The following is a 24,103-nucleotide window of genomic DNA, read 5'->3' as shown; positions in this document are numbered from 1 at the left end:
TCGGGCGAACGGCGTGCGCGGTCAATCCCGGTCGGGGACCGCGGCGTCGGCCGGGGCATGGATCTCGGCGTACCGCCGCGCGAATTCAGGGCCCGGGACCGGCCACTGCTCACCCTCCGCGCCGCGCACCACCCAGTCGCCGTCGGCCGCGGTTGTGGGTCCTTCCAGGGTGTTGACGGTCTCGCCGGGCTGCGCCGGCCGCGCCTGCACCCGGCCCTTGCGGCGCCACAAGCCTTCGTCGCCAGGGCCGGCCGGTTCGTAGGTGGCGTGGAAGATGTCGTCGCGCACCGACCACGTCTTGCCGTCGCATCGGACCTCCCAGTCGCCGGCGTCGGCGCGCATGGTCTGCCCCGAGTCCGACTTCCACGTCCACGCCTCGTGCCGTTGTTCGGCGGCCACCGTGCCGACCCGGGTGAACGAGCGCCACAGCGGGCGTGATCGGTAACCGAGCTGGCGCAGACTCCACAGCGTGGCCGCCAGGCTGCGCACGGCGGCGCCGAGCAGGTCCGGGTTGCTCTCGACCACCGACCAGTCCACCAGCTTGTCGTGGATCTTGCGCGCGTCGTCGCGGGGTGTGCCGTACTTCCAGCCGTTGCGGCGGTAGTAGCGGCACCAGTCTTCGTGCTCGGCCCGCGCCATGGCCAGCGCCGAGGCTTCGTCGAAACCCATCATCGCCAGCTGCTCCAGCGGCGGCGAATCAGCCATCTGCCGGCCGGACAACTGCGCGGGCGGGCTGCCCCAGGTGTTCCACGTGTGCCCGGCGATCTGTTCGACCATCCACAGGGCGTTGCGGACCTGACGACGGTTGGAGCCGCGGTAGAACTCGTCGAGCTCGACCCACGGCACCGCGGCCGGCCCACGCGGCCAACTGGGGTCGAGGGTGGCGACATAACGCTCGTGAATCAGCCGCGCGGCGCGTTCCCAGGCGTCTTGCACCTGCCCTTCGCGGGTGTCCAACACCAGCGAGTAAGACTGCAGCATGCCGACCACCTGAATCGAGTCGTCGTCGATGCTGGTGTTCAGATCCGAGGTGTAGACCGGCATGTCGGGGAAGCGGGCCGCCAGCCGGGTGCCGGTGGTCGCGGTATGGGCGTCGACCAGGATCACCGCGCAGGTGGTGGGTTCGGTGTCGGCCAGCAGTCGCAGCACGGTGGGAATGCTCGGCGCTTCCGCTACGGCGTCGATCGACGGCCCGTCGGAGGCGAAACCCGCTTGCCGGCGGTAGAACTGATGATCCTGCAGGTATTCCGCGGCGTCCCTCTCGACCAGGGTCAGCGCGGGCAGCGGATGCGCTCCGGGCGGGGCGTAGAAGTCGCGCTCCAAGGCGCGCCGGGTCAGATCCGCACACAGTGCCAGGGTCAATTGCGAAGTGCCGCAGACGAACACGCGCTTGATCCGGCCCGTCGCGATGATGCCGTCGAGCAGCCGGGCCGCGGTCACCTCGTACTTGCCCACCACGTCGGCGGCCCAGCGGGTGTCGGATCCGCCGAACTGCTGGGCTCGCCAGGCTTCGGCCAGCCACGGGTCGTCGATACGCACGATCAGCGGCAGCCGGCGCTTGTCGGCGACCTCGGCGAGTCGACGGCTGATCAGGTCCAGCCACAGCAGGTTGACCGCGGGGTCGGGCGCCATCAGGTAGAGGCGGCCGAGGTGGCGCCACAGCCGCAGCGACACCAGGGTGGACGGTGTGTTGAAGTCCACCAACACCACCCGGGCGCCCAGCCTGCGGACCCGGTTCACCCGGTCGTCGCTGGCGCCGGTGATGACCACCAGCGTGCTGCGCCGGTCCAGCGTCCGCGCGATGCCGCTGACCATCGACTCGGTGTCGTCGTCGACGCCGACGACCGCCGTGACGGAGTCGGCGAGATTGGCCCGCAGCCGGTCCACCTGGGATCGGAACACGCCGACCACCACGCCGCCCAGACCGGTGAAGATCGCCGAAACCGCTGCCAGCCGGGCTAATTCGAGTCCGACAGGGGTGGGATCCGGGCACACGTGGCCGCCGAGCGAGTAGTCGCTGCTGCTGCCCTTGATCAGCTGGGCCGTCAACATCAACGGCGTGAAGACGGCGGGGTGGTTGGTGTCGTGGCAGCCCCAGTACGCGCTGAGGCCCAGCACCGCGCTCATCGTGATGAGCGCAGCGATCACGGTGAACGAAACGCCCACCACCCGGTGATTGGCACTGGAGCGAAACGTCATCACGCAGGCCGTGACCAGCACGCCGACCACGATCGCGGTCGTCGCCATCGATCCGGGCCGGCCGAACCAGCGCAGCCAGCCGGGCAGCGCGCCCAAGATGGCGGGCCGGGCCGCCACCGCGGCGAGGTAACCGATCAACAGCACGGCGAGCGCGGACACCGCCCACCGCAGCCGAGGCGGGGCCGTCTTGCGGGTGCGCATCCGGGTGGTCAGCCGACGAATCGGGTCAGCCGCGCCGACAAGTGCGGCACCAGCGCGCCGTCGGCGTCCACCCGCTCCTCGACATAGCCGAGGTCACCGCCCTCGACGATGCCGTACAGCCGCTTGGCGCCGCCGACCAGCACGCCGGACCGGCTGCGGGCCAGGGCGTCGGTGGCCAGTTCCCACGACGACTGGGTCAGGGGCCGGCCGTAGAACAACTCGATGTACCCCGCCGAGTGGGCCAGCAACAACTCGATCGCGGTGGACTCGGTGGGATCGTCGGGGTCGCTGACGAAGCGCCAGAAGCCGGTTTCGCGCAGGCCGGGCTCTTCATATTCGCCGGCGTCGTCGAGCCGCCAGGACCGGGCCTCCCAGATCAGGTAGTCGCCGCCGTCGTGGGAGACCACGATCTGCTGGCCGAACCGGTAGTCGCCGTGCGTTCCGCGGCCCTCGCCCTCGCCGCGCCACACCCCGACCAGCGGCAACAGCGCCAGCAGCGCGTCGTGCAGGCTGGCGCCCTCACGCAGGTTCGCCGTGTCCGGCGGAACCGGCAGGTCGTCGAACGCGGGAATGTTGCGCGCGGCGGTCAGCTTGGCGCGTTCGGCCGCGGCGGCGACGGCCCGGTCTCCCGAACTCGCCAGGTCGCCGACCGCGTCATCGCCCTCGTTGGACGTCACGACTCGTCGGTGATCAGCCGGTACAGCGCGTACAGCGCAAACCAGGAGATGACCCCGGTCGACAGGACCAGCATGATCTCGAAGAACAGCACCACGGCGACGAGTCTATTCTGCCCGCGAGCGTTGCCGTCAGGCGATCTTGATGTCCACCTCGTGGATGCCCGCCCCCGACGGCGTCACCGCGGCGTCGCCGTTGCCCACCCTGGACAACGCGCGCAGCGTCCACGAACCCGGCGCGGCGAAGAAGCGGAAGTCACCGGTGGCCGAGGCGACCACTTCGGCGGTGAATTCGTCGGAGGAGTCCAGCAGACGCACGAACGCTCCGCCGACCGCCTGACCGTCCCGGTCTACGACGCGGCCGGTGATCACCGTTTCCTTCTCCAGGTCGACACTGGCGGGCAATGTCAGTCCTTGCTTTGGTGCAGAGCACATGTCAGCTTCCCAACTCGATCGGGGCACCCACCAGGGAGCCGTATTCCGTCCAACTGCCGTCGTAGTTCTTGACGTTCTTGTGGCCCAACAATTCCTGCAGCACGAACCAGGTGTGCGACGAACGCTCCCCGATCCGACAGTAGGCAATCGTCTCTTTCGTGCCGTCCAACCCGGCGTCGGCGTACAGCTTGGCCAGCTCCTCGTCGGATTTGAAGGTGCCGTCCTCGTTGGCCGCTTTGCTCCACGGCACGTTGATGGCGCCCGGGACGTGGCCGGGCCGCTGGCTCTGCTCCTGGGGCAGGTGGGCCGGAGCCAGGATCTTGCCTGAGAACTCGTCGGGGGAGCGGACGTCGACCAGGTTCTTGACCCCGATGGCGGCGATCACGTCGTCGCGGAAGGCGCGGATCGAGGTGTCCGGCGGCGCGGCGGTGTAGGAGGTGGCGGGCCGGCTGACCGGCTCGGACGACAGCGGGCGGCCGTCGAGCTCCCACTTCTTGCGGCCGCCGTCGAGCAGCTTGACGTCGCGGTGGCCGTACAGCTTGAAGTACCAGTACGCGTACGCGGCGAACCAGTTGTTGTTGCCGCCGTAGATGATCACCGTGTCGTCGTTGGCGATGCCGCGGTCGGACAACAGCTTGGAGAACTGCTCGGCGTCGACGAAGTCCCGCTTGACCGGGTCCTGCAGGTCGTCTCGCCAGTCCAGCTTGACCGCGCCGGGGATATGACCGCCGTCGTAAGCGCTGGTGTCCTCGTCGACCTCGACGAAGACGACGCCTGCGGCATCCAGATTCTTCTCCGCCCACTCGGCGGAGACCAGGACGTCGGAGCGTGCCATGGTGTGGATCCTTTCGATTTCTTCTGATGAACGTGCGGGCGCTACCGGACCGCTCGGCGCGGCCGTCCGCGCACTCGGGTGGGGATGGTGCTCGACACGGATTACTCCTAGGTATGCCTGTTGCGCGTGGGAGACATGCCGCGGTGGGGGCTCCGGGCTGTTCCGAGTGCTGCGCAGATCGGCGCGGCTACTCAGCAGCTACAGCAACAGCAACAACCCGCGGTGCGGCACAGTTCGACTGCGCGGCACTTGGTGAGCGAAAGCTCGGTGCGGGTTGACACGCCGGCCAGCTTACCTAATGGCATGGTGATCAGGCCAATTGCGGGTGGCCGGGGGTCACGGCTGACGGAAATCGTCGAGTGTGACCGTCACGTCACGGGTGATGCCTTCGATGATGACGTCGGAACCGCGGGCGCCGACGGTGTTTGGGGCCACCGCGAACGGCAGCTTCTGGCTGGATAACCTGCTGCTGAAGGCGCGCAGCACCGCGTCGCGCTGGTCGGCGGGGACCGGCTGATCGGCGGTTTCGGGGCCGAGCAGCACACCGGTGGGGGTGATCACCAGGGTCGCGGGGTCGTCGGCGGCGATGGACAGATCCACCGAGACGCTGACCCGGTGGTCGAATTTCGCCGACGTCGGTGTGCCGCTGAACACCAGGCCGTGGTTGCCCGAGATGCCCGATTCGGTGGTGCCGCCGGTGGCGTCGTTGGACTCCTGGGGCGGCGCCTCGACCATCAGGTCGGTGATCCCCAGGTATCGGCCCAGGTGCACCGAATCGATGATGATCCTGCTCTCCAGCTCGCCCACCGGCAGTTTGGCGTCCGGTCGGATCAGCCAGGACGCGTCGGTGAGGCCGATGGAGTGCATGGTGGCCTCGAGGGTGGCCTTGCCGACCTTCGGCTGGTTGACGGCGTTGGCTTTGATCTCCAGCTCGTTGTAGTGGCGGCGCATCGCCTGCGGGATGAACGGGAAGCTCAGGATGGCTACGAAGGGGTCGGTGCCCAGGTCGGCAGCGTCGCGGACGGCCCGCGATAGCCGGTATTCGGCGTAGATGCTGGCGCCGAAGTCGACGCCGACGGCGCCCAGCCCGACGACGCCGATCGTGATCGCCGCGGCGGTTGCACCGAGCAGGATCTTGCGCACCCGGACATTGTGACACCGCCGGTCGCCCATGTTGTATTGATCACAGCCGAGCCCGGCCGGGTGCCGCGGCGCCGCTAGGTCAAAGTGCCTGGCATGCGGCGACCTAACCCCGCCGGGCCTTCTCATCCGGTCGGAACCCGCTGGTCCGGTCGCGGTTGCAGCCCGTCCGTGCGGGCTGCGTCGCGAGGCAAAAGGCCAGGTTGCAAGTTATCGTTAGATGTTCTGGCCGCTAACGTCATATTTCGCGATGAGTCTGGAGGCCTTGCCCACGACGCTGGAGGGGCTTGTTGGAGCTACTACTGCTGACCTCGGAGCTGTATCCCGACCCGGTCCTGCCGTCGCTGTCGCTGCTCCCTCATACCGTGCGGACAGCGCCCGCGGAGGCCTCTTCGTTGCTGGAGGCGGGTAACGCCGACGTCGTGCTCGTCGATGCGCGCAACGACCTGTCGGCGGCGCGGGGACTGTGCCGGCTGCTGAGCACGGCGGGCCGGTCGGTGCCGGTGCTGGCGGTGGTCAGCGAGGGTGGTCTGGTGGCCGTCAGCGCCGACTGGGGGCTGGACGAGATTCTGTTGCCCACCACCGGTCCCGCCGAGGTCGACGCCCGGCTGCGGCTGGTCGTCGGTCGGCGCGGCGGCCTGGCGGATCAGGAGAGCGTCGGCAAGGTCAGTCTGGGCGAGCTGGTGATCGACGAGGGTACGTACACCGCCCGCCTGCGTGGCCGTCCGCTGGACCTGACCTATAAAGAGTTCGAACTGTTGAAGTATCTGGCGCAGCATGCCGGGCGGGTCTTCACGCGCGCGCAGTTGCTGCACGAGGTTTGGGGCTACGACTTCTTCGGCGGCACCCGCACCGTCGACGTGCACGTGCGTCGGCTGCGGGCCAAACTCGGCTCCGAGCACGAAGCGCTGATCGGCACGGTGCGCAACGTCGGCTACAAGGCGGTCCGCCCGGCCCGCGGCAGAACTGCATCCGCCGACGACGATTCGGCTGCGGATCCCAGCGGCGACGGTCTGGCCGACCCCCTCGCCGACCCGCTGCGCAGTCAGTGACGACACTGGGCTGGCGCTCGGCCCCGACCGCCGACGAACAGCGGACGATTCGCGAATTAATCGATGCGGCAACAGAATTCGATGGTGTTGCGCCGGTAGGCGAACAGGTGCTTCGGGAGTTGCCGCACGGGCGCACCGGCCATCTGCTGGCCACGGATACAGCTGACGGTTCGGTCATCGGATATCTGAACCTCAGCCCGGCCCGGGAGGCTTCTCCCGCGATGGCTGAGCTGGTGGTGCATCCGCGGAACCGGGGGCGTGGCGTCGGCGCCGCCCTGGCGCGCGCGGCACTGGAGAAAACCCAGGGGAACAACCAGTTCTGGGCGCACGGCACCCTCCAGCCGGCCCGCGCGACCGCGGCGGCGTTGGGTTTGGTTCCGGTCCGGGAGCTGCTCCAGATGCGCCGACCCCTGCGGACCGGACAACCGGGCCCGGTGCAGCTTCCCGGGGTGCGGATTCGCAGTTATGCCGGGCCGTCCGATGACGCCGAACTGCTGCGGGTCAACAACGCCGCATTCTCCTACCATCCCGAGCAGGGCGGTTGGACCGAACGCGACTTGGATGAGCGGCGCAGCGAGCCGTGGTTCGATCCGGACGGATTGTTCCTGGCTTTCGGGGCAGACGACACGCTGCTGGGCTTCCACTGGACCAAGGTGCATCCCGATCCCGCGGGCCTGGGTGAGGTCTATGTACTGGGTGTCGATCCCGCGGCGCAGGGCCGCGGTCTGGGTCAGGCATTGACGGCGATCGGCCTGGCGTCGTTGGCGCAGCGGCTCGCCGACAAGCCCGAGCCGACCGCGCTGCTCTACGTGGAGTCCGACAACCTCGCCGCGGTGCGGACCTACCAGAAGACGGGCTTTGTGGTCTACAGCGTCGACACCGCGTACGCGGCGGGCGCCGGCTGATCTTCGCCGGCGCGCATACTTTGCCCGCGGGTTGGCAATGAACCAGGGGGCGGCCAGTCCGCCGGCCGACCGTGGCGAGGCGTTGGGGAAGTGGGGTTGGTGAAACCCGGTTCGATACTCAGGACGACGGCTGCTTTGGTGGCGACCATGACGGTGTGCGGTGCCGTCGTGACCGGCTGCGGCAGCGACGACAATCGCGGCACAACCGGAATGTCCGGTGCCGCTGCCGGGGCCGGGTCATGCGGCGGAAAGAACGTGGTGACCGCCGAGGGGTCGACCGCCCAGCAGAACGCGATGGGGTTGTTCAACAAGGTGTGGGGTCAGCGCTGTGCCCGGGCAAGCAGGTCGCCTACAACGGGACGGGGTCTGGTGCCGGGCGCGAACAATTCATCGCCGGCCACGTCGACTTCGCCGGCTCGGACTCGCCGCTGGTTGCCACCCAGATCGGGCCGGCCCGCCAGCCGCTGCGGCGGCAATCCGGCGTGGGACCTGCCCCTGGTTTTCGGACCAATTGCGTTGGTGTACAACCTGACTGGCGTTTCGAAGCTGGTCCTGGACGCCGACGCGGCGGCCAAGATTTTCAGTGGCGGAATCCGGATGTGGGACGACCCGATCCTGATCGCGCTCAATCCCGGTGTGGCCCTGCCGCACACCAGGATCACGTCGATCTACCGCAAGGATTCCTCGGGCACTACTGACAATTTCCAGAAGTACCTGACCGCAGCCGCCCCGCAGAGCTGGACCAAAGGGGTGGGCACCGAGTTTCAGGGCGGGGTCGGCGAAGGAGCGCAGCGCTCCGGCGGGGTGATCCAGGCGGTGCAGTCCACCCCGGGAGCGATCGGATATGTGGAGAAAGGTTTCGCGGATCGGGCCGGCGTGCCGTTCGCGCAGATCGACAACGGCAACGGTGTCGTGCCGCTCAGCGACGACACCGCCCGCAACGCCGTCCGCTCCGTCACGTTCGCCGCCTCCGGCCACGACCTCGTGCTGGAGCTGAGCTCGATCTACCGAATCCAGGACCCGGCCGCGTATCCCCTGGTGATGGCCACCTACGAGGTGGTGTGTTCCAGGGGATACGACGCCGACACCGCCGCCGCTGTCAGAGCGTTCCTCACCACCGCTGTCGATCACGGCCAAACCGAGCTTCCGTCCGCCGGTTATGTGCCGTTGCCCGATACGCTCAAGGAGCGCCTGGTCGCCGCGATCAACGCACTGCAGTGACTTTCGACCACGGATGACCCGGGCACGCGCACAAGTGGGCTGCCGAGGATCGGCCGAGCCGCGGGATACGGGAGCGACGGGATAGCAGTGACGATTCCAGACCCAGCCGCTGCGGGTTCGGGTGAGGTGGTCGCTGCGCCATACCCGGAACCACCGGTCGTTCCGATCAGTCCGTGGGGCCATACTCGGCCGTCGCTGGGCGACCGGATCTTCCGTCGGCTGGCGGAGGGCGCCGGTGTGCTCATCGTGGTGCTGATCGCCGCCATCGGCATGTTCCTGTCGGCCAGCGCGCTTCCGGCGTTGGCGCGCAACCGGGTGAACTTCTTCACCTACGCCGGAAGCTGGTCTACCGCGGATACCTCGGCGATGCGGTTCGGGATCTTCGAATTGCTGCAGGTCACCGTGCTGGTGGCGGTGTTCGCCCTGCTCGTGGCGATGCCGGTGGCGCTCGGGGTGGCGATCTACCTCACCCAGTACGCGCCGCGCCGGCTCGGCGGGCCGATGTCCTACCTGGTCGATCTGTTGGCCGCGGTGCCGTCGATCATCTACGGCGTCTGGGGACTGTACGTGCTGGCGCCTCAGCTGCGGCCGGTCGCCACCTGGCTGAACGCCCACCTGGGTGGTTGCTTCCTGTTCGCCACCGGCAACGCCTCGGTGTCCGGTGGCGGCACGATTTTCACCGGCGGGATGGTGCTGGCGGTGATGATCCTGCCGATCATCACTGCGGTCACCCGCGAAGTGTTCGTGCAGACACCGCATGAGGAGATCGAGGCCGCGCTGGCGCTGGGCGCCACCCGTTGGGAGGTGGTCAAGACGACCGTGCTGCCGTTCGGCCGGTCGGGATTCGTCAGCGGCGCGATTTTGGGTTTGGGCCGCGCCCTGGGTGAAACGATGGCGCTGCTGATCATCTTGCGCGGTACGCAGGAGGCGTTCGGCTGGTCGCTGTTCGACGGCGGTTCCACCTTCGCCACCAAGATCGCCGCGGCGGCGCCCGAGTTCGACAATCCATATAAGGCCGGCGCCTACATCGCCGCCGGTCTGGTGCTTTTCCTGCTCACGTTCGTGGTCAACGCGCTGGCGCGCGCGGTGGTGGCCGGAACCCGGGGCGGCAGGGAACTCCGATGACCTCGATGCTGGATCGCCCGCTGAAGTGGCGCCGAATCTCGGGCATCAGCCGGCGGCGTCGTCTCGCCGACTCCGTCGCCACCGTGTTGGTGACGTCGGCGATGCTGATCGCGTTGGCGCCGTTGATCTGGGTGTTGTGGTCAGTGGTCGTCCGTGGGTTTCGCTCGCTGACCTCGAGCGTCTGGTGGACCCATTCGCAGGCGGGTACCACGGCCTTCGAACCGGGCGGGGGTGCCTACCACGCGATCGTGGGCACCCTGCTGCTCGGGTTGATGTGTGCGGCGATGTCCATTCCGATCGGTGTCTTGGTGGGGATCTACCTGGTGGAATACGGCGGCTGCAGCCCGTTGGGGCGGCTGGTCAGCTTCATGGTGGACATCTTGGCCGGCGTTCCCTCGATGGTTGCCGCGCTGTTCATCTATGCGGTGTGGGTTTCGGCGATGGGTCTGCCTCGTTCGGAGTTCGCGGTTTCGCTGGCGTTGGTGCTGTTGATGCTGCCGGTGATCGTCCGCGCGACCGAGGAGATGTTGCGGATTGTTCCGGTCGACCTGCGCGAGGCCAGTTATGCGCTGGGAGTGACGAAGTGGAAGACGATCACACGGGTGGTGCTGCCCACCGGCCGGTCCGGCATATTGACGGGCATCCTGCTGGCGTTGGCCCGCGTGCTGGGGGAGACGGCACCGTTGCTGATCCTGGTGGGTTACTCCCGCGCGATGAATTTCGACGTATTCAGCGGGTTCATCGGGACGTTGCCCGGAATGATGTATTTCCAGACGACGGCGGGGGCGGGCGCGGATCCGGTCTCCACCGAGCGGTTGTGGGGCGCTGGCCTGACACTGATCGTATTGATTGGGATGATCAACGTGGGAGCCAGAGTGGTGGCGAAGATCTTTGACCCGAGAAGTCGTAGTTAGGGGAGTTTGCCGTGGCCAAACGGTTGGACCTCAAAGAGGTCAACATCTATTACGGCTCGTTTCACGCGGTCGCCGATGTCTCGCTGTCGGTGCTGCCGCGCAGCGTCACAGCGTTCATCGGGCCGTCGGGCTGTGGCAAGACGACGGTGTTGCGCACCCTGAACCGGATGCACGAGGTGATTCCGGGCGCGCGGGTCGAAGGCAGCGTGATGCTCGACGACGAAGACATCTACGGGACCCGCATCGACCCGGTGGGGGTGCGCCGGGCGATCGGAATGGTGTTCCAGCGGCCGAACCCGTTCCCGGCCATGTCGATCCGCGACAACGTGGTGGCCGGTCTGAAGTTGCAGGGTGTCCGAAATCGCAAGGTACTCAACGAGACCGCGGAACATTCGCTGCGCGGGGCGAACCTGTGGGACGAGGTGAAGGACAGGCTGGACCGGCCCGGCGGCGGCTTGTCCGGTGGGCAGCAGCAGCGACTTTGCATCGCGCGGGCCATCGCGGTGCAACCCGACGTGTTGCTGATGGACGAACCGTGCTCGGCGCTGGACCCGATCTCGACGATGGCGATCGAAGAACTGATCAGCGAACTCAAGCAGGACTACACCATCGTGATCGTCACCCACAACATGCAGCAGGCCGCCCGGGTGAGCGATCAGACGGCGTTCTTCAACCTGGAATCGCAGGGAAAACCCGGCCGCTTGGTCGAGATCGACGACACCGAGAAGATCTTCTCCAACCCCACCCAGAAAGCCACCGAGGACTACATTTCCGGCCGGTTCGGCTAGCCGGACGCGGTCGGGAGGTCGTCCTCGAATTTGCCGGTGGCCTGAAAGATGACCCGGCGCGCGACCTCGACGGCATGGTCGGCGAAGCGCTCGTAGAACCGGCCCAGCAACGTCACGTCGACGGCGGCCGCCACCCCGTAGCGCCATTCGCGGTCCATCAGCACGCTGAACAGGTGCCGGTGCAGGTCGTCCATCGCGTCGTCTTCTTCGCGGATCCGCGCGGCCTTCTCGGGGTCGCGGGATATCAGCACCTCCTGCGCGCTGTTGCCCAGTTCGACTGCGACCCTTCCCATTTCGGCGAAATAGCCGTTCACCTCTTCGGGCAGGGCGTGTTGGGGATGGCGGCGCCGGGCGATCTTGGCCACGTGCAGGGCCAGCGCGCCCATCCGGTCGATGTCGGCGACGATCTGGATCGCGCTCACGATGGACCTCAGGTCGCCGGCGACCGGCGCTTGCAGGGCCAGCAGCACGAACGCGCTCTCTTCGGCCTGGGTGCTGAGCGCTGAGATTTGTTCGTGGTCGGAGATCACTTGTTCGGCCAGCACCAGGTCGGCCTGCAAGAGAGCCTGGGTGGCCCGTTCCATCGCCGCACCCGCCAGCCCGCACATCTGCCCGAGCCGTTGCGACAGTTCGTTGAGTTGCTCGTGATACGCGGTCCGCATGGGGTAAAGCCTACGGTCCAATCAGGTCAAACGGAGGCATGCCGCTCACCTACAGGTTATTCGCAGCTGGTGTCGGCGGCGTTGGTGATCGTGAGGTCTTCGGGCAGCTTGGTGGGCGTGCTGACGGTGCCGCGGGTGATCTGCATGCTCACCGACGAGCCGCTGGGCGGGGGTGCGCTCACGGTGCTGAAGTCGGCGCCCAGGACCACCTGAACCACGGAGCCGATCCCGGTGACCCGCTCGGTCTTCGAGTTGCCGAAGGCCGCAGCCACGGTGGCGGCCGCCTGCTCGTTGCCCGGCGAGAAGAACACGGTGGTGGCCTTGAGCGCGTTCGGGTAGTCGTCGGGCGTCATGACGTTGAAGCCGTTGCGCTTGAGCTGGCCGGCGGCGGTGGCGGCCAGCCCCTCGGTACTGGTCCCGTTGGAGACCTGCACGGTGACCTCTTGCGGCGAGGTCGTGGTCACCTGCTCGTGGCGGGTCTCGTTGGACGGGTTGGCCGGAGGCTTCTTGGCGGGCGACGGCGAGCTGGCCCCGCCCGACGCCGCTGAGTTGCCCAGGCTCTGGGCGTTGTTGTCGTTCTCCTTGGGCAGCGGATCGTCGTTGATGATGGCCGCGAACAACGCTTTCATGTCGGCCGTGCGGGGCGGCTCGTTGCCGTCCTGGTCGGTGACCCCGGTGGGGACGGTGACGAACGTGACGTGGCCGGCGGCCATGTGCTGCAGCGAGCGTCCGAGTTCGACCAGGTCTCTGGTCTTGACGTTGTCGACGTAACTGTTGCCGATGAACATGTTGACGACGTTGTTGAGCTTGTTGAGGTTCATCAACGTGTCCTCGGAGATCATCGTGCGCAGCAGCGACGACAGGAACAGCTGCTGCCGCTTGATGCGTCCGTAGTCGCCGTTCACCTCGGTGGTCACCTGGCGGGCACGCACGTAGCTCAGCGCGGTGGGTCCGTCGATGACCTGCCGCCCGGCGTGCTCGAGCACCGTGCCCAGCTCGTAGTCCTTCAGCGGCGTGGTGCTACATACCTCCACCCCGCCGAGCGCCTCGACCATCCGGCCGAAACCGACGAAGTCAATGGCGATGAAGCGGTTCACGCTCAGGCCCGAGAGCTTCTGGATGACCTTGACCAGACACTTGGGTCCGCCGAAGGAGAAGGCGGAGTTCAGCTTGGTCTCGGTGTAGACCATCCGTGGGCCGGTGGTTTTGGTCTTGGGGTCGTAGATGGGGCCGTACTTGCCGGTCTCGGGATTCCACGCCTCGCATTGGATCGGGCTGATCGCCAGGTCGCGGGGGAACGAGACGGCGACCACCCGCTGCCGGTTGGCCGGGATGTTGACCAGCATGACGGTGTCCGACCGGGCGCCACCGGCGTCGTCGGCGTCGCCGGCCCCGACGTTGGCGTTGGCACCCAGCCGGGAGTCCATGCCGACGATCAGGAAGTTCTCGTCACCGTATTGCGCGTTGGGATCGACGATGTCGGTCGACTGCGGATCCAGCGCGCTGACGGTATTCAGCTTGTTGTTCTTCGACGCGCTCCATTGGTAGGCACCGCCGGTCATCGCCAGCGACATCATGGCGATGACGACGGCCAATGCGCGGCCCGCGATCAGGATCCGGTGTCGACGGTTTCGCTGCTTGGGCTCGCGGTTCTTCGGGGGGCGGCCGGTGGCGGGCGCCGTCTTGCCGAACCGCCTGAGCCGTCGCTTCGGGGCCAGGTCTTCCTCGGCGGAGTCGGCCGGGTAGTTGGTGGCGCCGAGGTCGGGCAACTCGGATTGCAGCTGCAGTGAGTAGGCGGGGATCGGCAGGACCTGGGTGTCGGACAGGTCGATCTCGGCGGGCTCTGGTTCCGGTTCCGGTTCGGGCTCGGTTTCCGGTTGCTCGCCGGCCGGCTCCGGCTCGTCGGCCACGTGATGGTGGGTGGGGCGCTCCGGCAGCGTGGCGCCGAGCCTGGCGATCAGCTCGGCGACGCTCAGCGCGCCGCTGGTGCGGCCGCCGGCGTCCCCGGACGGCGTGGCGGTGTGCTCGGTCGGCTCCTTCGGGCGCGGTTTGGGCGACCACCGGCACAGTTCTTCGTCCACCACCGGCGCGGAGAAGCGCTCCCACGGCGCGGCGCCTGGCATCTGGTGCGGGTTTGCGGTACTGAAGTCATTACCGCTGCCGGAGCTGCGCCGAGGGTCAGGAGTGGCGTCCTTATCGCCGTCACTCATGTCCTACTGGCCTCCAACAGTCGCGTGCGTGTAGATGCGCGCAGGTAAACGCAGCAGCGCGTCGATCGGCGCCGCAGAATAGCAGTAAGGCTCATATCGTACTGACTAGTCGGCCGAGACGCGATTTCGAGACCGTTTCGGTTCGGCCACTGCCCCTTGCGGATCAGCCCCCCGAGTGCATCACGTCGGCGCCCTCGGGCACCCTGCAGTCGTCGGGATCGTCCAGCCAGCCCTCGGGCAGGCAGACCCGCGCCGGCGAGCCCTGCCGGCCGCGTGGGCCGGTGGCGGCCACCGGGAACGCCACGTCGCGGTCCAGCTTGGCCAGCAGTTCGTCGAGCTCGGCGAGCGTCTTGACCAGCGCCAATCCGCGCCGCAGCTCGGAGCCGGCCGGGAACCCGTGCAGGTACCAGGCGACGTGCTTGCGGATCTCGCGCATCCCTTTGTCCTCGCCGAAGTGCTGGCTCAGGAGCTCGCCGTGCCGGCGGATGATGTCGGCGACCTCGCCCAGGTTGGGCGGGACGGGTGCCGGGCTGCCGGTGAACGCGGCCGACAGTTCGGCGAAAAGCCACGGCCGACCCAGACAGCCGCGGCCGATGACCACGCCGTCGCATCCGGTGGCGGCCATCATGGCCAGGGCGTCGCTGGCGTCGTAGATGTCGCCGTTGCCCAGCACCGGAATGGTGCGGACCTGCTGCTTGAGCAGCGCGATCTGGTCCCAGTCGGCGGTCCCGGAGTAGCGCTGGGCGGCTGTGCGGGCGTGCAGCGCGACAGCGGCCGCACCCTCGGCCTCGGCGATGCGTCCGGCGTCCAGGTGGGTGTGGTGCTCGTCGTCGATGCCGATGCGGAACTTGACCGTCACCGGGATGTCGGTCCCTGCCGTGGCGCGCACTGCCGCGGCGACGATCTGGCCGAACAGCCGACGTTTGTAGGGCAGCGCGGCGCCGCCGCCGCGCTTGGTGACCTTGGGCACGGGACAGCCGAAGTTCATGTCGATGTGGTCGGCCAGGCCTTCGTCGGCGATCATCTTGGCCGCGGCGTAGGTGGTGTCGGGGTCGACGGTGTAGAGCTGCAGCGACCGCGGCGATTCGTCCGGGGCGAACGTCGTCATGTGCATCGTCACCGGGTGGCGCTCGACGAGCGCGCGGGCGGTGACCATTTCGCAGACGTACAGGCCGCTGACCGTGCCGACCTTGGCCTGCTCCTGCTCGCGGCACAGCGTGCGGAATGCGACGTTGGTCACGCCGGCCATGGGCGCCAGCACCACCGGGCTGGCCAGCGTGATCGGACCGATGCGCAAGACCGCTACCGGCGGCTCATCGTCAGCGTGCCGGCGGTTTTGTGCAGTTCCATCGCGGTGGTCTTCTTGCCGGTGCGGGCTTCCCGGTCGAGCTGGCGCTGCTTGGACACCTCGAACTTGTCGCAGGTGGTCTCCAGTTCCTTGATCAGCAGAGCGAGGTCGTCACGCAGTGCGGCCGCCTCACCGGTGAAGTCGTCGCGCTCGAAGATGCGCCACTTCTTCAGCACCGGCATCACGACGTCGTCGAGGTGGATGCGGGGGTCGTAGACCCCACCGACGGCGATCATCACGGCCTTGCGCCGGAACTCCGGCACCTGGTAGCCGGGCATCTGGAAGTTGCGCAGCACCTTGTGCAGCGACTTCATCGCCTGGTTGGGCGCTGCGTCGAAGCCGGCTTCGCTGACGTCCCGGTAGAAGATCATGTGCAGGTTCTCGTCGGCGGAGATCTTGGCCAGCATCTGGTCGGCGATGGTCTCGTTGCAGGCGCGACCGGTGTTGCGGTGCGAGATCCGGGTCGCCAACTCCTGGAAGGTGACGTAGATGACCGAATCGAACAGGCTCTCGGCGAACAGATCTTCGCGGACCTGGTGGTTCTGGCCGGGACTGAAGCCGCGGTTGATCACCTCGATTCGCAGCTTCTCCAGCTCGTAGGGGTCGACCGCGCGGGTCACCACCAGGTAGTCGCGCAGCGCGATGCCGTGCCGGTTCTCCTCGGCGGTCCACCGGTTGACCCAGTGGCCCCAGGGGCCGTCCAGGCCGAAATTCATCGCGATCTCGCGGTGGTAGGACGGCAGGTTGTCTTCGGTCATCAGGTTCTGGACCATCGCCACCTGGGCGACGTCGGACAGCTTGCTCTCCTCGGGATGCCAATCCTGGCCACCGAGGGCGTAGAAGTTCTTGCCGTCCGACCACGGAATGTAGTCGTGCGGGTTCCAGTCCTTGTGCATCTTTTCGTGCCGGTTGATGTATTTCTCGACGACCGGCTCGAGCTCGTGCAAAAGCTGCAGGTTGGTCAGCTCCGCTGACATAGCCCCTCCAGTTATCTGTGTCTTTGGGTAGCAGTCAGAATATCTGTGTCTACCGGTAGCATCAAGTTTGGTCGCGGTGTGGCGTATTACGCCATTATTACGGTGTGTGCCCTGATGGGCCGCTGTCCGAAAAGGGTGCCCGGCAGCTCGCGGTGTCAATCGTGCGGGCGGGCACCGACGGGAATTTCGATGCCGCCATGCTCCGGCTGCGGGACGTAGCTGGTGGCCCTGCTGAGCAGCATCTCGACGCAGTAGTCGATGAACTGCTCGCGGGTGGCCCCGAGTTGCCCGTTCAGGTAAGCCGTGAAAAGCCCGGTCAGCGCGCCGATCAGGCTGGTGGCGACCAGTTTCTGCACCACCGGGTCGACGATCCGCGACAGCTTGCGCTGCAGTAATTCGATGAAATTCGGCATCCATTCGGCGCCGGACTGGGTCAATATCGGCTCCACCGCGGGCGCCAGTAGCAGCACCCGGCCCCGCACCGGGTCGTCGACCATCAGCGCGACGAACTGCTCGACGGCTTCGCGTGGTGTCTTCGCGCAGGCCAGGGTGCTCATCGCCCGGGTGCAGACGTCGTCGTAGACCGCGCGGACGAAGTGCTCGCGGTCGGTGAAGCTCTCGTAGAAGTACCGCTCGGTCAGTCCGGCTTGGCGACAGACCGCGCGCACGGTGAGGGCCGGGCCGTTTTCGCTGCCGAGCAGTTGCACACCCGCGGCGAGCAGATCGTCGCGGCGCAGGGCGTGGCGGTCCTGCAAGGGGACGCCCGACCAGCGGCCCCGTCGTTGACCCGCCTGCACTTCTGCTCCTAAGATCGATTTGACAACGCTTGTAGTCAAAATGCTGAACACCGAGGAAAGCTACCAGTGACCCAAGATACGTCCGCTGCCTGCCCGATGACCACCACCGAGGACACCGTCGCCGGCGGCTGCCCGGTATCGCCGCTGGGATACGACGCTCCACCGGTGCCGCTCGGGCCGGAATCGTTGACCTGGAAGTACTTCGGTGACTGGCGCGGCATGCTGCAGGGTCCGTGGGCGGGATCGATGCAGAACATGCATCCGCAGCTGGGCGCCGCGGTCGAGGAGCATTCGACGTTTTTCCGGGAGCGCTGGCCGCGGCTGATGCGTTCGCTGTACCCGATCGGCGGGGTGGTGTTCGACGGCGACCGGGCCCCGGCGACCGCCGCGGAGGTGCGTGACTATCACGTCACCATCAAGGGCGTCGACGCGCAGGGCCGCCGCTACCACGCGCTGAACCCCGACGTCTTCTACTGGGCGCACGCCACCTTTTTCGTCGGCACCATCCTGGTTGCCGAACGGTTCTGCGGAGGTCTGACCGAGGCGGAGAAGCGCCAGCTCTTCGACGAGCACGTGCAGTGGTACCGGATGTATGGGATGAGCATGCGCCCGGTGCCGGGCTCGTGGGAGGAGTTCCAGCAGTACTGGGACCACATGTGCCGCAACGTGCTGGAGAACAACTACGCCGCGCGTGCCGTACTCGACCTCTCCGAACTGCCGCAGCCGCCGTTCGCGAGCTGGATTCCCGATCGGCTGTGGGCCGCCCAGCGCAAGCTGCTCGCCCCGTTCATGGTCTGGCTGACCGTGGGTCTCTACGACCAGCCGGTCCGAGACCTGATGGGCTACAGCTGGTCCGCGCGCGACGAATGGTTGCACCGCCGGTTCGGAGACCTGGTGCGGGTGGTCTTCACCTTCGTGCCGCGACGGTACCGCAAGCATCCGCGGCCCCGGGCCGGCCTGGATCGCGTCAGGGGTCGGATCCCCGCCGACGCACCGCTGCCGCAGACGCCGGCGCGCAACTTGCCGCCGCTGGACGAGCGGGACAACCCGATGCATTACTGCCCCACGGTCTGACGCCGAGGCGCCGGCCTACCTAATGCGGGTGGCTGTGCGTGGCTTCCAGGCCGGACTGGTGCACGTGCTGGTGGGTGTGCTGGGTGCCGTCGTCATGGGTGTGGGTGTGCTCGTGCACCACGTGGTCGTGGTCATGAGCTGTGTGGGGGTGGCTGTGGGATACGCCGCCGTGCTGGTGTTCGTGCGCGTGGGGGGCGTCGTGGCTGTGCTCTGACATTTCTGACTCCTCTATAAGGTTGTGCCACTTCATTTTTCGCTGACGGCGTGCAGCCCGTCCGCGCCGCGGTGGTGACGGGGGACGCCGGGGCCGGCGTGTTCGGCGTTGTGGACGGCGTCGATGACGAGTTGGCGCACGTGATCGTTTTCCAGGCTGTAGAAGATCGTGGTGCCGTCCCGGCGGGTGCGCACCAGCCGTGCCATGCGCAGCTTGGCCAGGTGCTGGGAGACCGAGGGGGCTGGCTTGCCCACGTGTTCGGCGAGCTCGTTCACCGACATCTCATGGTGGGACAGCGACCACAGCACCTGCACCCGGGTGGCGTCGGCGAGCATGCGGAAGACCTCGACCACCAACGCGACCTGGTCCGGCGGCAGGCGCCGTAGCTTGTTATCTGCATGCATGCGCAGATAATAGTTAACAGGCGGGTCCGGGTGTCAAGGCCGGGGTCTCAGCCGGGCGGGACCCGGGTCGCGGCGCGGTCGCCGCCGTTACGCTCCTGCCACAACCGGTAGACCTGCACCGCGGTGTCGCGCGGCTCGTGGCGCATCGGCAGCCGTCGGTCCCGCCAGTCTTTGCCGAATTCGTCGTAGAACGTGGCCAGCTCGAAGTACTTGCGATCGTCGACGTAGTGGGGCTCGTAGGCCTCGCGGGTGGTCAGGAACACCACCTCGTCGGGTGAGCAGTAGTACAGCGAGCCCAGACACATCGGACACGGATGGGCCAGGACGTAGATGGTGGTGCCGACCAGGTGCTCGGTGCCAAGCTTCGTGCACGCCGCGCGGATCGCCAGGATCTCGGCATGCGCGGTGGGGTCGTTGGTCTGGGCGACCCTATTGGCGCTCTCGGCCAGTACCGCCCCGTCCTTGACGATGACGGTCGCGAACGGCCGGCCGCCTTCGGCGACGTTGCGACGGGCCAGGTCGATGGTGCGCTGGGCGAAGTCGGTCACAGCTGGCAGGGTAGTCCCGACCACCGAGCGCCGAACCGTGTCCGCCGGCCTGCGCGACGATTGCGCGCCTTCAACGACCTCGGCCACCCCAACGACGAAGTCGCTGAGGCCTTCGCCGAAGTCATCGCACCAGCGCGGTGCCCGAGGGTTAGTTGGTGGTGCTGGAATTGCGCAGCAGCTCGTCCTTGAGCCGCGTGGTCAGCATGTCCTGGAACACCGTCTGCGCCGGGGCGTACAGGTCCCGGAAGGTCGACACCAGCGCTTCGCGGCTGTACTCCGGAATCGCCCCGGTGGGCGGGGTCCAGAAGCTGTCGAGGTCCATCAGGAAGAACTGACCGGTTGCCGGCGGGGTCACCCGGCGCAGGTGGTAGTTGGCGTCCAGCGCCTGGCCGACACCCGGGCCGTACCGCACGATCAGCGATTTGCCGGGCTGTGCCTCGCGGTAGACCGCGGCGCCCTGCCATTCGGTCAGGGCCAGGCCGCTGGGAGCCAGGCGCTGCGGACCGAGCAGGCTGTCGTCGATCCAGTTGCTCCACTCGATGCGGCCGTCGACGCCGGGGGGCACCCGGACCTCCAGGACGTAGCGCAGGCCGATGCGCTCGACGCCCACGATCGACGAGACCGCGGCGCGGGCGTCGACCACCCGCATCGCGATGTCCAGGAAGGAGTCGAAGTTGGTGTACGCGCTGGTCTCGACGACGATCGCCTGGTTCTTCAGCGACGCGGCCGTGGTGTTGTCGCGGTTGGAGAAGCGCACGAAGCGGTCGGCAACCGGCTGGGGGGGCTGGCCGGGGGCGGTCACGCCCCACTGGACGTCCTGGGCTTGGCGCTCGATCGGCAGATCGTTGAGCAGGAGCTGCTTGAGTTCGCGGTTTGCCGTTTCGGTGAGCGAGTCTGTTGCGGGGTGACGGATTTCGAGCGTCACCAGGGCTACGGGGGCGTTGGGTTGGTCAGCCTGATTCACGTCGGGAAGCATAGCCGCGAGCATAACCAAGCGGGCGGCATTGAAAAGGACTGCCCCGATTGGTGCTCGATTGCTCCCCGAAGGGGCCCGACACGTGCTCAAATGACGCTCGGCTGGTGCCCCCAGTAGGACTCGAACCTACGACCTGCGGATTAAAAGTCCGTAGCTCTACCAACTGAGCTATAGGGGCGGGAGACTCAGGATACTGCCTGCCGGTGTAGCCCTCGTTTGAGGATTGGGGCCGGGGTGCCCTAAGCTGGCTTGGCTCCCAACGTTGATCTCGTTGCGAGTGCCCCGGAGAGATTCGGTTCTGGCCCCCTTCGTCTAGCGGCCTAGGACGCCGCCCTTTCAAGGCGGTAGCGCGGGTTCGAATCCCGTAGGGGGTACTTGCGCCGCGGATCGCGCGGGGCAGCAGCAAGGCCCTGTGGCGCAGTTGGTTAGCGCGCCGCCCTGTCACGGCGGAGGTCGCGGGTTCGAGTCCCGTCAGGGTCGCCAGCACGGCGAGGCACACGCTGCCTGCCGGCTTCCGGCCAGGTAGCTCAGTCGGTACGAGCGTCCGCCTGAAAAGCGGAAGGTCGGCGGTTCGATCCCGCCCCTGGCCACCCTGTATCAACTGCTGTCAGCACCCGTCTGTACCTAGTGCTCCGGGTGGCCGGATGGGCCCGGCCTCCGACCTCTCAGCGGCAGACCTGACGACCGTTTCCACGGTCGACTTTCAGCACCCCGGGCACTGGCTCAGTTTGGGATCGGTAGCGGTGAAACCGGTGCTAGCGTGCGGCAATGGAAGTCGCTCACGCCCTGGGGATAGTGCCGCGGGTCGGCCACTTCCTGAATCATCCGTACGTCTACGGACCGATCATCCTCGCCCTGCTGGCTTTCATCTTCGTACGGGACAGGAAGCGACGGAATCCCGAAATTCGCGGTACCGCGCTGACGGGGACGGCGCGGGTTCTATCGGTGAAGCAAGTAGGTGGCGGCGGCGACGAGCATCAGTACCGTCGGCTCACGGTCCGGCTTGGCCTCAGGGTGGAAATCGCTGGCCGCCAACCCTATGACGTCGACGTTGAGCGGGACATCGACCTTATCCATGTGCCCCGCGTCCAGGTCGGCGCGACTATCCCGGTACAGGTTGATCCCGCCGACCCGCAAAAGGTCCGGTTCGAATTCGGCCAGCCCAGCGCGTAACGAGGTGGAGCCGATTTGCTCTGCACCAGAGGTCCTCGCGCCAGCGGACGGTATGCCCGGTCGGCCGGCCACGTGAAACAATCGGCCGCACACCCTTTCGCAGCTTGATGCGCTGCAGGGTGCGTTTGATATCGAGCCCGTAGATGCCCTCGATGAATTCGGCGACGGTCGAGTCCACCGTCGCGGTCCCCTCGTAGCTGCGATAGGTCTGTTCGGCCGTCTGGTAGTGGTTGAGTCGGACGCCGAACGCGTTCTGCATCTGTTCGACTGTCCCGGTAGCCCACACGGTCCGCCGCGCGATGCAGGTGTCGACGATCGTAAGACCTTGGCTTTCAGCATGATCCGCGACTCTGTCGATCTCCGATGGCGACGCACCGTAAGTGGCGTTCCTCACGGGCTCGGGTACGGCGTCCCGGTCACGATCGAATCGGCCGCCTCGGCCAGCACCGTGAGTTCCAGACCGCCCAGGAACGGCAGCAGGCCGAAGTTCGCCGCGATCGGGTCGCCGAGCGCGTTGAGCAGCCCCTGCAGCGGTTGTCCGGTCACCATCTGGCTGATGCCGCCGAGGAACAGGTTCAGGTCGTAGGACGGCAGCGAAACCAGTGCCGCCGTGGCGATGTCGGCGGTCGGGAGCAGAGTCGCGTAGGCCGTCGAGACGGCCGTCGTGGCGCCACCGATGATCTGGGTGTTCGCCATCTGCAGCCCCGCCAGCAGGTCCGGGATCGACATCGGCACCTTCGGCAGGGTCAGGGCTCCGGTCCCCGACAGCAGCGACCCGAGCGACCCGAGCGAACCGAACGACGGCATGCCGATCCCCTGAATGTCGTTGACAGCGGCCGTGATTCCCGCCGGGATCCCAGCCAGCATCGCCGGACCCAGTGCCATGGTGTCGCTCAGCGGCGGCAGGAAGCCGAATGGGGTGGGCACATTGGCCGGCCCGGTGGACCAGCCGTAGTTCGGGTCGCCGTAGCCCCAGTTCACCAATGGCCGCAGCACCGGCTGGATCAGGTCGGCCAGCGGGTCGCCGACCACCGGGAGGTACCGCAGCGGCTCCAGCAGCGGCAGGTTTTGGCTGGGAATCATGTAGTAGGTGGTCATGGTGGACCCGGCCGTGGGCAACATGACCGCCGAGGCGAGCTGCGCGGCGGTCAGGCTGTCGTAGGTCCCGTGCACGGTGACCATCCCGAACAGCGCGTTGAGGTCGGACACGATATTGATCGGGTAGCGCGGGAAGTCCGCCCAGCCGTCGTATTCGAGGGTGTAGGAGATGGTGTGGAAGCTGTTGGTGGGCGCCGCGCCCAGCGTGCTGAAGCCCAGGGTCGGCAGACTCAAACCGGGGAAGCGTGCGTCCCAGCCGCCGTTGGGATTCATCGAATTGCCAAGCAGCACAAAGTTTATCGGTAACGAGCTGGGAGTCCCGGAAGGGTCCAACTGCTGCATCAGCAGTGAGGCGATGTTGGCGCTCTGCGAATAGCCCAGCACGTTGACGCTGTTGCCGAGTGCGAGTTGCTGTTGGACCGCGTTGTTCAGGATCGTCACGCCGCGCGACAGCGACACCGCCTGGGTGAGGTCCTTGATTCCGCTGTCGGGGTATTCCCCGGCCGGCAGCGTCAGCGCTTGGATGATTCCGGCCGGGAAATTGGGGGTGAGGTAGCGGCTGACGACGTCGGCCACGAACTGCGACGACGGTGTCGGCGTGCCGCTGCCGGCCATCACGAAGGTGACGGTCGGGTCCGCGGCCAGGGCGCTCAGGTTGGCGGACTCGGTGCCGGCGTACGCGGCGCCGGATGCGGCCAGCGCCTGGCCGAACTCGGCTTGCAACGCCGCGAGCTGGCGCAGGACCGCTTGGCACTCCACGGCATACGCGTTGAACAGGCCTGCGATGGCCTCGGATACCTCGTCGGCGGCGGCCGCCACCAGCCCGGTGGTGGCGCGGGCCGCGGTCGAGGTGGCCGCACGGACTGTAGAACCGATGGCGGCCACGTCGGTGGCCGCTGCTGTCAGTGCCGGCAATTGCGTCGTGAGCACGCCTAGCAGGCTGCCACGCCCAGCCGGTCACGCGCAGTCGAACACGATGTTCACCCGCGAAGAATCAGCCGATTCACAGGTGCCGCAGCAGGATTCGAAAGCGCTCGCCGACTATGCGGCGGGTCCGAGCGTGGGGTGTAGCGCCGCGACCGAGCGAACGTCCGCAACGCCGGCAAGCGAACTGCCGCGCAGCGCTGCGACCG

At 67.3% G+C, this 24,103-nt stretch carries 24 protein-coding genes and 4 tRNA genes; 11 read left to right on the top strand and 17 right to left on the bottom strand.

Going from position 1 to position 24,103, the window contains the following annotated elements:
• Positions 1-21: 21 nt before the first annotated feature.
• The 5 genes from L6444_RS26565 to lmeA form a co-directional block, all read right to left on the bottom strand.
• The gene (locus L6444_RS26565) at positions 22-2,400 is read right to left on the bottom strand and encodes a hypothetical protein (RefSeq protein WP_236978191.1); all 2,379 of its coding nucleotides are present in this window, start codon (positions 2,398-2,400) and stop codon (positions 22-24) included.
• Between the two features lie 8 nt (positions 2,401-2,408).
• Complete coding sequence (locus L6444_RS26560; RefSeq protein WP_236978189.1) at positions 2,409-3,077, bottom strand: heme-binding beta-barrel domain-containing protein; 669 nt, start codon at positions 3,075-3,077, stop codon at positions 2,409-2,411.
• Between the two features lie 129 nt (positions 3,078-3,206).
• On the bottom strand, positions 3,207-3,509 hold the full coding sequence (locus L6444_RS26555) for a DUF1416 domain-containing protein (protein WP_236978186.1): 303 nt from the start codon (positions 3,507-3,509) through the stop codon (positions 3,207-3,209).
• A 1-nt stretch (position 3,510) separates the two neighbouring features.
• Positions 3,511-4,344: a sulfurtransferase gene (locus L6444_RS26550; RefSeq protein ID WP_236978185.1), complete on the bottom strand. Its 834-nt coding sequence runs from the start codon at positions 4,342-4,344 to the stop codon at positions 3,511-3,513.
• A 336-nt stretch (positions 4,345-4,680) separates the two neighbouring features.
• Positions 4,681-5,517: a mannan chain length control protein LmeA gene (gene lmeA / locus L6444_RS26545; RefSeq protein WP_236978184.1), complete on the bottom strand. Its 837-nt coding sequence runs from the start codon at positions 5,515-5,517 to the stop codon at positions 4,681-4,683.
• A gap of 254 nt (positions 5,518-5,771) precedes the next feature.
• Between lmeA and L6444_RS26540 the strand changes: the two genes are divergently transcribed.
• From L6444_RS26540 to pstB, 6 genes are all read left to right on the top strand, one after another.
• Positions 5,772-6,536 carry a winged helix-turn-helix transcriptional regulator gene (locus L6444_RS26540; protein ID WP_236978183.1) on the top strand — a complete coding sequence of 255 codons (765 nt, stop codon included), beginning with the start codon at positions 5,772-5,774 and terminating at the stop codon, positions 6,534-6,536.
• Complete coding sequence (gene mshD / locus L6444_RS26535) at positions 6,533-7,441, top strand: mycothiol synthase (RefSeq protein ID WP_236978182.1); 909 nt, start codon at positions 6,533-6,535, stop codon at positions 7,439-7,441. Before L6444_RS26540 ends, mshD begins: the two co-directional genes overlap by 4 nt.
• A gap of 147 nt (positions 7,442-7,588) precedes the next feature.
• Complete coding sequence (gene pstS / locus L6444_RS26530) at positions 7,589-8,662, top strand: phosphate ABC transporter substrate-binding protein PstS (protein WP_236984442.1); 1,074 nt, start codon at positions 7,589-7,591, stop codon at positions 8,660-8,662.
• Between the two features lie 81 nt (positions 8,663-8,743).
• Entirely contained in the window at positions 8,744-9,787 is a 1,044-nt protein-coding gene (pstC, locus tag L6444_RS26525; protein ID WP_370653203.1) for a phosphate ABC transporter permease subunit PstC, read from the top strand.
• The gene (pstA, locus tag L6444_RS26520; protein WP_236978181.1) at positions 9,784-10,701 is read left to right on the top strand and encodes a phosphate ABC transporter permease PstA; all 918 of its coding nucleotides are present in this window, start codon (positions 9,784-9,786) and stop codon (positions 10,699-10,701) included. The genes pstC and pstA overlap by 4 nt, the downstream gene beginning before the upstream one ends.
• Before the next feature lie 11 nt (positions 10,702-10,712).
• Positions 10,713-11,489: a phosphate ABC transporter ATP-binding protein PstB gene (gene pstB, locus L6444_RS26515; RefSeq protein WP_236978180.1), complete on the top strand. Its 777-nt coding sequence runs from the start codon at positions 10,713-10,715 to the stop codon at positions 11,487-11,489.
• On the opposite strand, the gene phoU is transcribed toward pstB, so the two are convergent.
• The 5 genes from phoU to L6444_RS26490 all read right to left on the bottom strand — a co-directional run bounded on the left by phoU (position 11,486) and on the right by L6444_RS26490 (position 17,483).
• A complete protein-coding gene (gene phoU, locus L6444_RS26510; protein WP_236978179.1) occupies positions 11,486-12,151 on the bottom strand; it encodes a phosphate signaling complex protein PhoU in 666 nt (221 codons plus the stop codon). The two genes, pstB and phoU, sit on opposite strands and share 4 nt — an antisense overlap.
• 56 nt (positions 12,152-12,207) lie before the next feature.
• Positions 12,208-14,274 (bottom strand): LCP family protein, encoded by a 2,067-nt coding sequence (locus tag L6444_RS26505; protein WP_370653202.1) that lies wholly within the window; start codon positions 14,272-14,274, stop codon positions 12,208-12,210.
• Between the two features lie 250 nt (positions 14,275-14,524).
• Entirely contained in the window at positions 14,525-15,658 is a 1,134-nt protein-coding gene (gene dusB / locus L6444_RS26500; protein WP_255731049.1) for a tRNA dihydrouridine synthase DusB, read from the bottom strand.
• Between the two features lie 5 nt (positions 15,659-15,663).
• A complete protein-coding gene (locus L6444_RS26495; protein ID WP_236978175.1) occupies positions 15,664-16,686 on the bottom strand; it encodes an acyl-ACP desaturase in 1,023 nt (340 codons plus the stop codon).
• Between the two features lie 155 nt (positions 16,687-16,841).
• Positions 16,842-17,483 (bottom strand): TetR/AcrR family transcriptional regulator, encoded by a 642-nt coding sequence (locus L6444_RS26490; RefSeq protein WP_236978174.1) that lies wholly within the window; start codon positions 17,481-17,483, stop codon positions 16,842-16,844.
• Between the two features lie 66 nt (positions 17,484-17,549).
• On the opposite strand from L6444_RS26490, the gene L6444_RS26485 reads away from it, so the two are divergent.
• Positions 17,550-18,557: an oxygenase MpaB family protein gene (locus L6444_RS26485; protein ID WP_236978173.1), complete on the top strand. Its 1,008-nt coding sequence runs from the start codon at positions 17,550-17,552 to the stop codon at positions 18,555-18,557.
• Between the two features lie 19 nt (positions 18,558-18,576).
• On the opposite strand, the gene L6444_RS26480 is transcribed toward L6444_RS26485, so the two are convergent.
• The 5 genes from L6444_RS26480 to L6444_RS26460 all read right to left on the bottom strand — a co-directional run bounded on the left by L6444_RS26480 (position 18,577) and on the right by L6444_RS26460 (position 20,877).
• Positions 18,577-18,774 (bottom strand): zinc transporter Slc39a7, encoded by a 198-nt coding sequence (locus L6444_RS26480; RefSeq protein WP_236978172.1) that lies wholly within the window; start codon positions 18,772-18,774, stop codon positions 18,577-18,579.
• A gap of 29 nt (positions 18,775-18,803) precedes the next feature.
• Positions 18,804-19,175: an ArsR/SmtB family transcription factor gene (locus tag L6444_RS26475; protein WP_236978171.1), complete on the bottom strand. Its 372-nt coding sequence runs from the start codon at positions 19,173-19,175 to the stop codon at positions 18,804-18,806.
• A gap of 47 nt (positions 19,176-19,222) precedes the next feature.
• Positions 19,223-19,723, bottom strand: a complete 501-nt coding sequence (locus L6444_RS26470; RefSeq protein ID WP_236978170.1) for a nucleoside deaminase — start codon at positions 19,721-19,723, stop codon at positions 19,223-19,225.
• Between the two features lie 148 nt (positions 19,724-19,871).
• On the bottom strand, positions 19,872-20,699 hold the full coding sequence (locus tag L6444_RS26465) for a TIGR04255 family protein (protein ID WP_236978169.1): 828 nt from the start codon (positions 20,697-20,699) through the stop codon (positions 19,872-19,874).
• A gap of 102 nt (positions 20,700-20,801) precedes the next feature.
• Positions 20,802-20,877, bottom strand: a tRNA-Lys gene (locus L6444_RS26460).
• Positions 20,878-21,000: 123 nt separating this feature from the next.
• Between L6444_RS26460 and L6444_RS26455 the strand changes: the two genes are divergently transcribed.
• From L6444_RS26455 to L6444_RS26440, 4 genes are all read left to right on the top strand, one after another.
• Positions 21,001-21,073, top strand: a tRNA-Glu gene (locus L6444_RS26455).
• 32 nt (positions 21,074-21,105) lie between these two features.
• Positions 21,106-21,182: transfer RNA gene (locus L6444_RS26450), tRNA-Asp, on the top strand.
• Between the two features lie 33 nt (positions 21,183-21,215).
• Positions 21,216-21,289, top strand: a tRNA-Phe gene (locus tag L6444_RS26445).
• 178 nt (positions 21,290-21,467) lie between these two features.
• A complete protein-coding gene (locus L6444_RS26440; protein WP_236978167.1) occupies positions 21,468-21,872 on the top strand; it encodes a hypothetical protein in 405 nt (134 codons plus the stop codon).
• Here the strand turns inward: L6444_RS26440 and L6444_RS30865 are convergent.
• Both L6444_RS30865 and L6444_RS26435 read right to left on the bottom strand, forming a co-directional pair.
• Positions 21,802-22,266 (bottom strand): protease pro-enzyme activation domain-containing protein, encoded by a 465-nt coding sequence (locus L6444_RS30865; protein ID WP_370653038.1) that lies wholly within the window; start codon positions 22,264-22,266, stop codon positions 21,802-21,804. The two genes, L6444_RS26440 and L6444_RS30865, sit on opposite strands and share 71 nt — an antisense overlap.
• Positions 22,263-23,900 carry a PE family protein gene (locus L6444_RS26435; protein WP_236978165.1) on the bottom strand — a complete coding sequence of 546 codons (1,638 nt, stop codon included), beginning with the start codon at positions 23,898-23,900 and terminating at the stop codon, positions 22,263-22,265. Before L6444_RS26435 ends, L6444_RS30865 begins: the two co-directional genes overlap by 4 nt.
• Positions 23,901-24,103: the final 203 nt, after the last annotated feature.

The sequence above is a fragment of the Mycobacterium kiyosense genome (assembly GCA_021654635.1).
Lineage (GTDB): Bacteria > Actinomycetota > Actinomycetes > Mycobacteriales > Mycobacteriaceae > Mycobacterium > Mycobacterium kiyosense.
The sequence above is the reverse complement of the archived record's forward strand: the minus strand, read 5'-3'. Positions and strand labels throughout refer to the sequence as shown.

What these genes read in the sequence shown, in the direction of transcription:
- L6444_RS26480 (WP_236978172.1), bottom strand. Translation starts at nt 18,774, where the DNA reads ATGTCAGAGCACAGCCACGACGCCCCCCACGCGCACGAACACCAGCAC.
- L6444_RS26505 (WP_370653202.1), bottom strand. Translation starts at nt 14,274, where the DNA reads ATGCCAGGCGCCGCGCCGTGGGAGCGCTTCTCCGCGCCGGTGGTGGAC.
- L6444_RS26465 (WP_236978169.1), bottom strand. Translation starts at nt 20,699, where the DNA reads ATGCTTCCCGACGTGAATCAGGCTGACCAACCCAACGCCCCCGTAGCC.
- L6444_RS26475 (WP_236978171.1), bottom strand. Translation starts at nt 19,175, where the DNA reads ATGCATGCAGATAACAAGCTACGGCGCCTGCCGCCGGACCAGGTCGCG.
- pstA (WP_236978181.1), top strand. Translation starts at nt 9,784, where the DNA reads ATGACCTCGATGCTGGATCGCCCGCTGAAGTGGCGCCGAATCTCGGGC.
- L6444_RS26440 (WP_236978167.1), top strand. Translation starts at nt 21,468, where the DNA reads ATGGAAGTCGCTCACGCCCTGGGGATAGTGCCGCGGGTCGGCCACTTC.
- L6444_RS26555 (WP_236978186.1), bottom strand. Translation starts at nt 3,509, where the DNA reads ATGTGCTCTGCACCAAAGCAAGGACTGACATTGCCCGCCAGTGTCGAC.
- L6444_RS26550 (WP_236978185.1), bottom strand. Translation starts at nt 4,344, where the DNA reads ATGGCACGCTCCGACGTCCTGGTCTCCGCCGAGTGGGCGGAGAAGAAT.
- L6444_RS26565 (WP_236978191.1), bottom strand. Translation starts at nt 2,400, where the DNA reads ATGCGCACCCGCAAGACGGCCCCGCCTCGGCTGCGGTGGGCGGTGTCC.
- pstS (WP_236984442.1), top strand. Translation starts at nt 7,589, where the DNA reads ATGACGGTGTGCGGTGCCGTCGTGACCGGCTGCGGCAGCGACGACAAT.
- phoU (WP_236978179.1), bottom strand. Translation starts at nt 12,151, where the DNA reads ATGCGGACCGCGTATCACGAGCAACTCAACGAACTGTCGCAACGGCTC.
- lmeA (WP_236978184.1), bottom strand. Translation starts at nt 5,517, where the DNA reads ATGGGCGACCGGCGGTGTCACAATGTCCGGGTGCGCAAGATCCTGCTC.
- L6444_RS26495 (WP_236978175.1), bottom strand. Translation starts at nt 16,686, where the DNA reads ATGTCAGCGGAGCTGACCAACCTGCAGCTTTTGCACGAGCTCGAGCCG.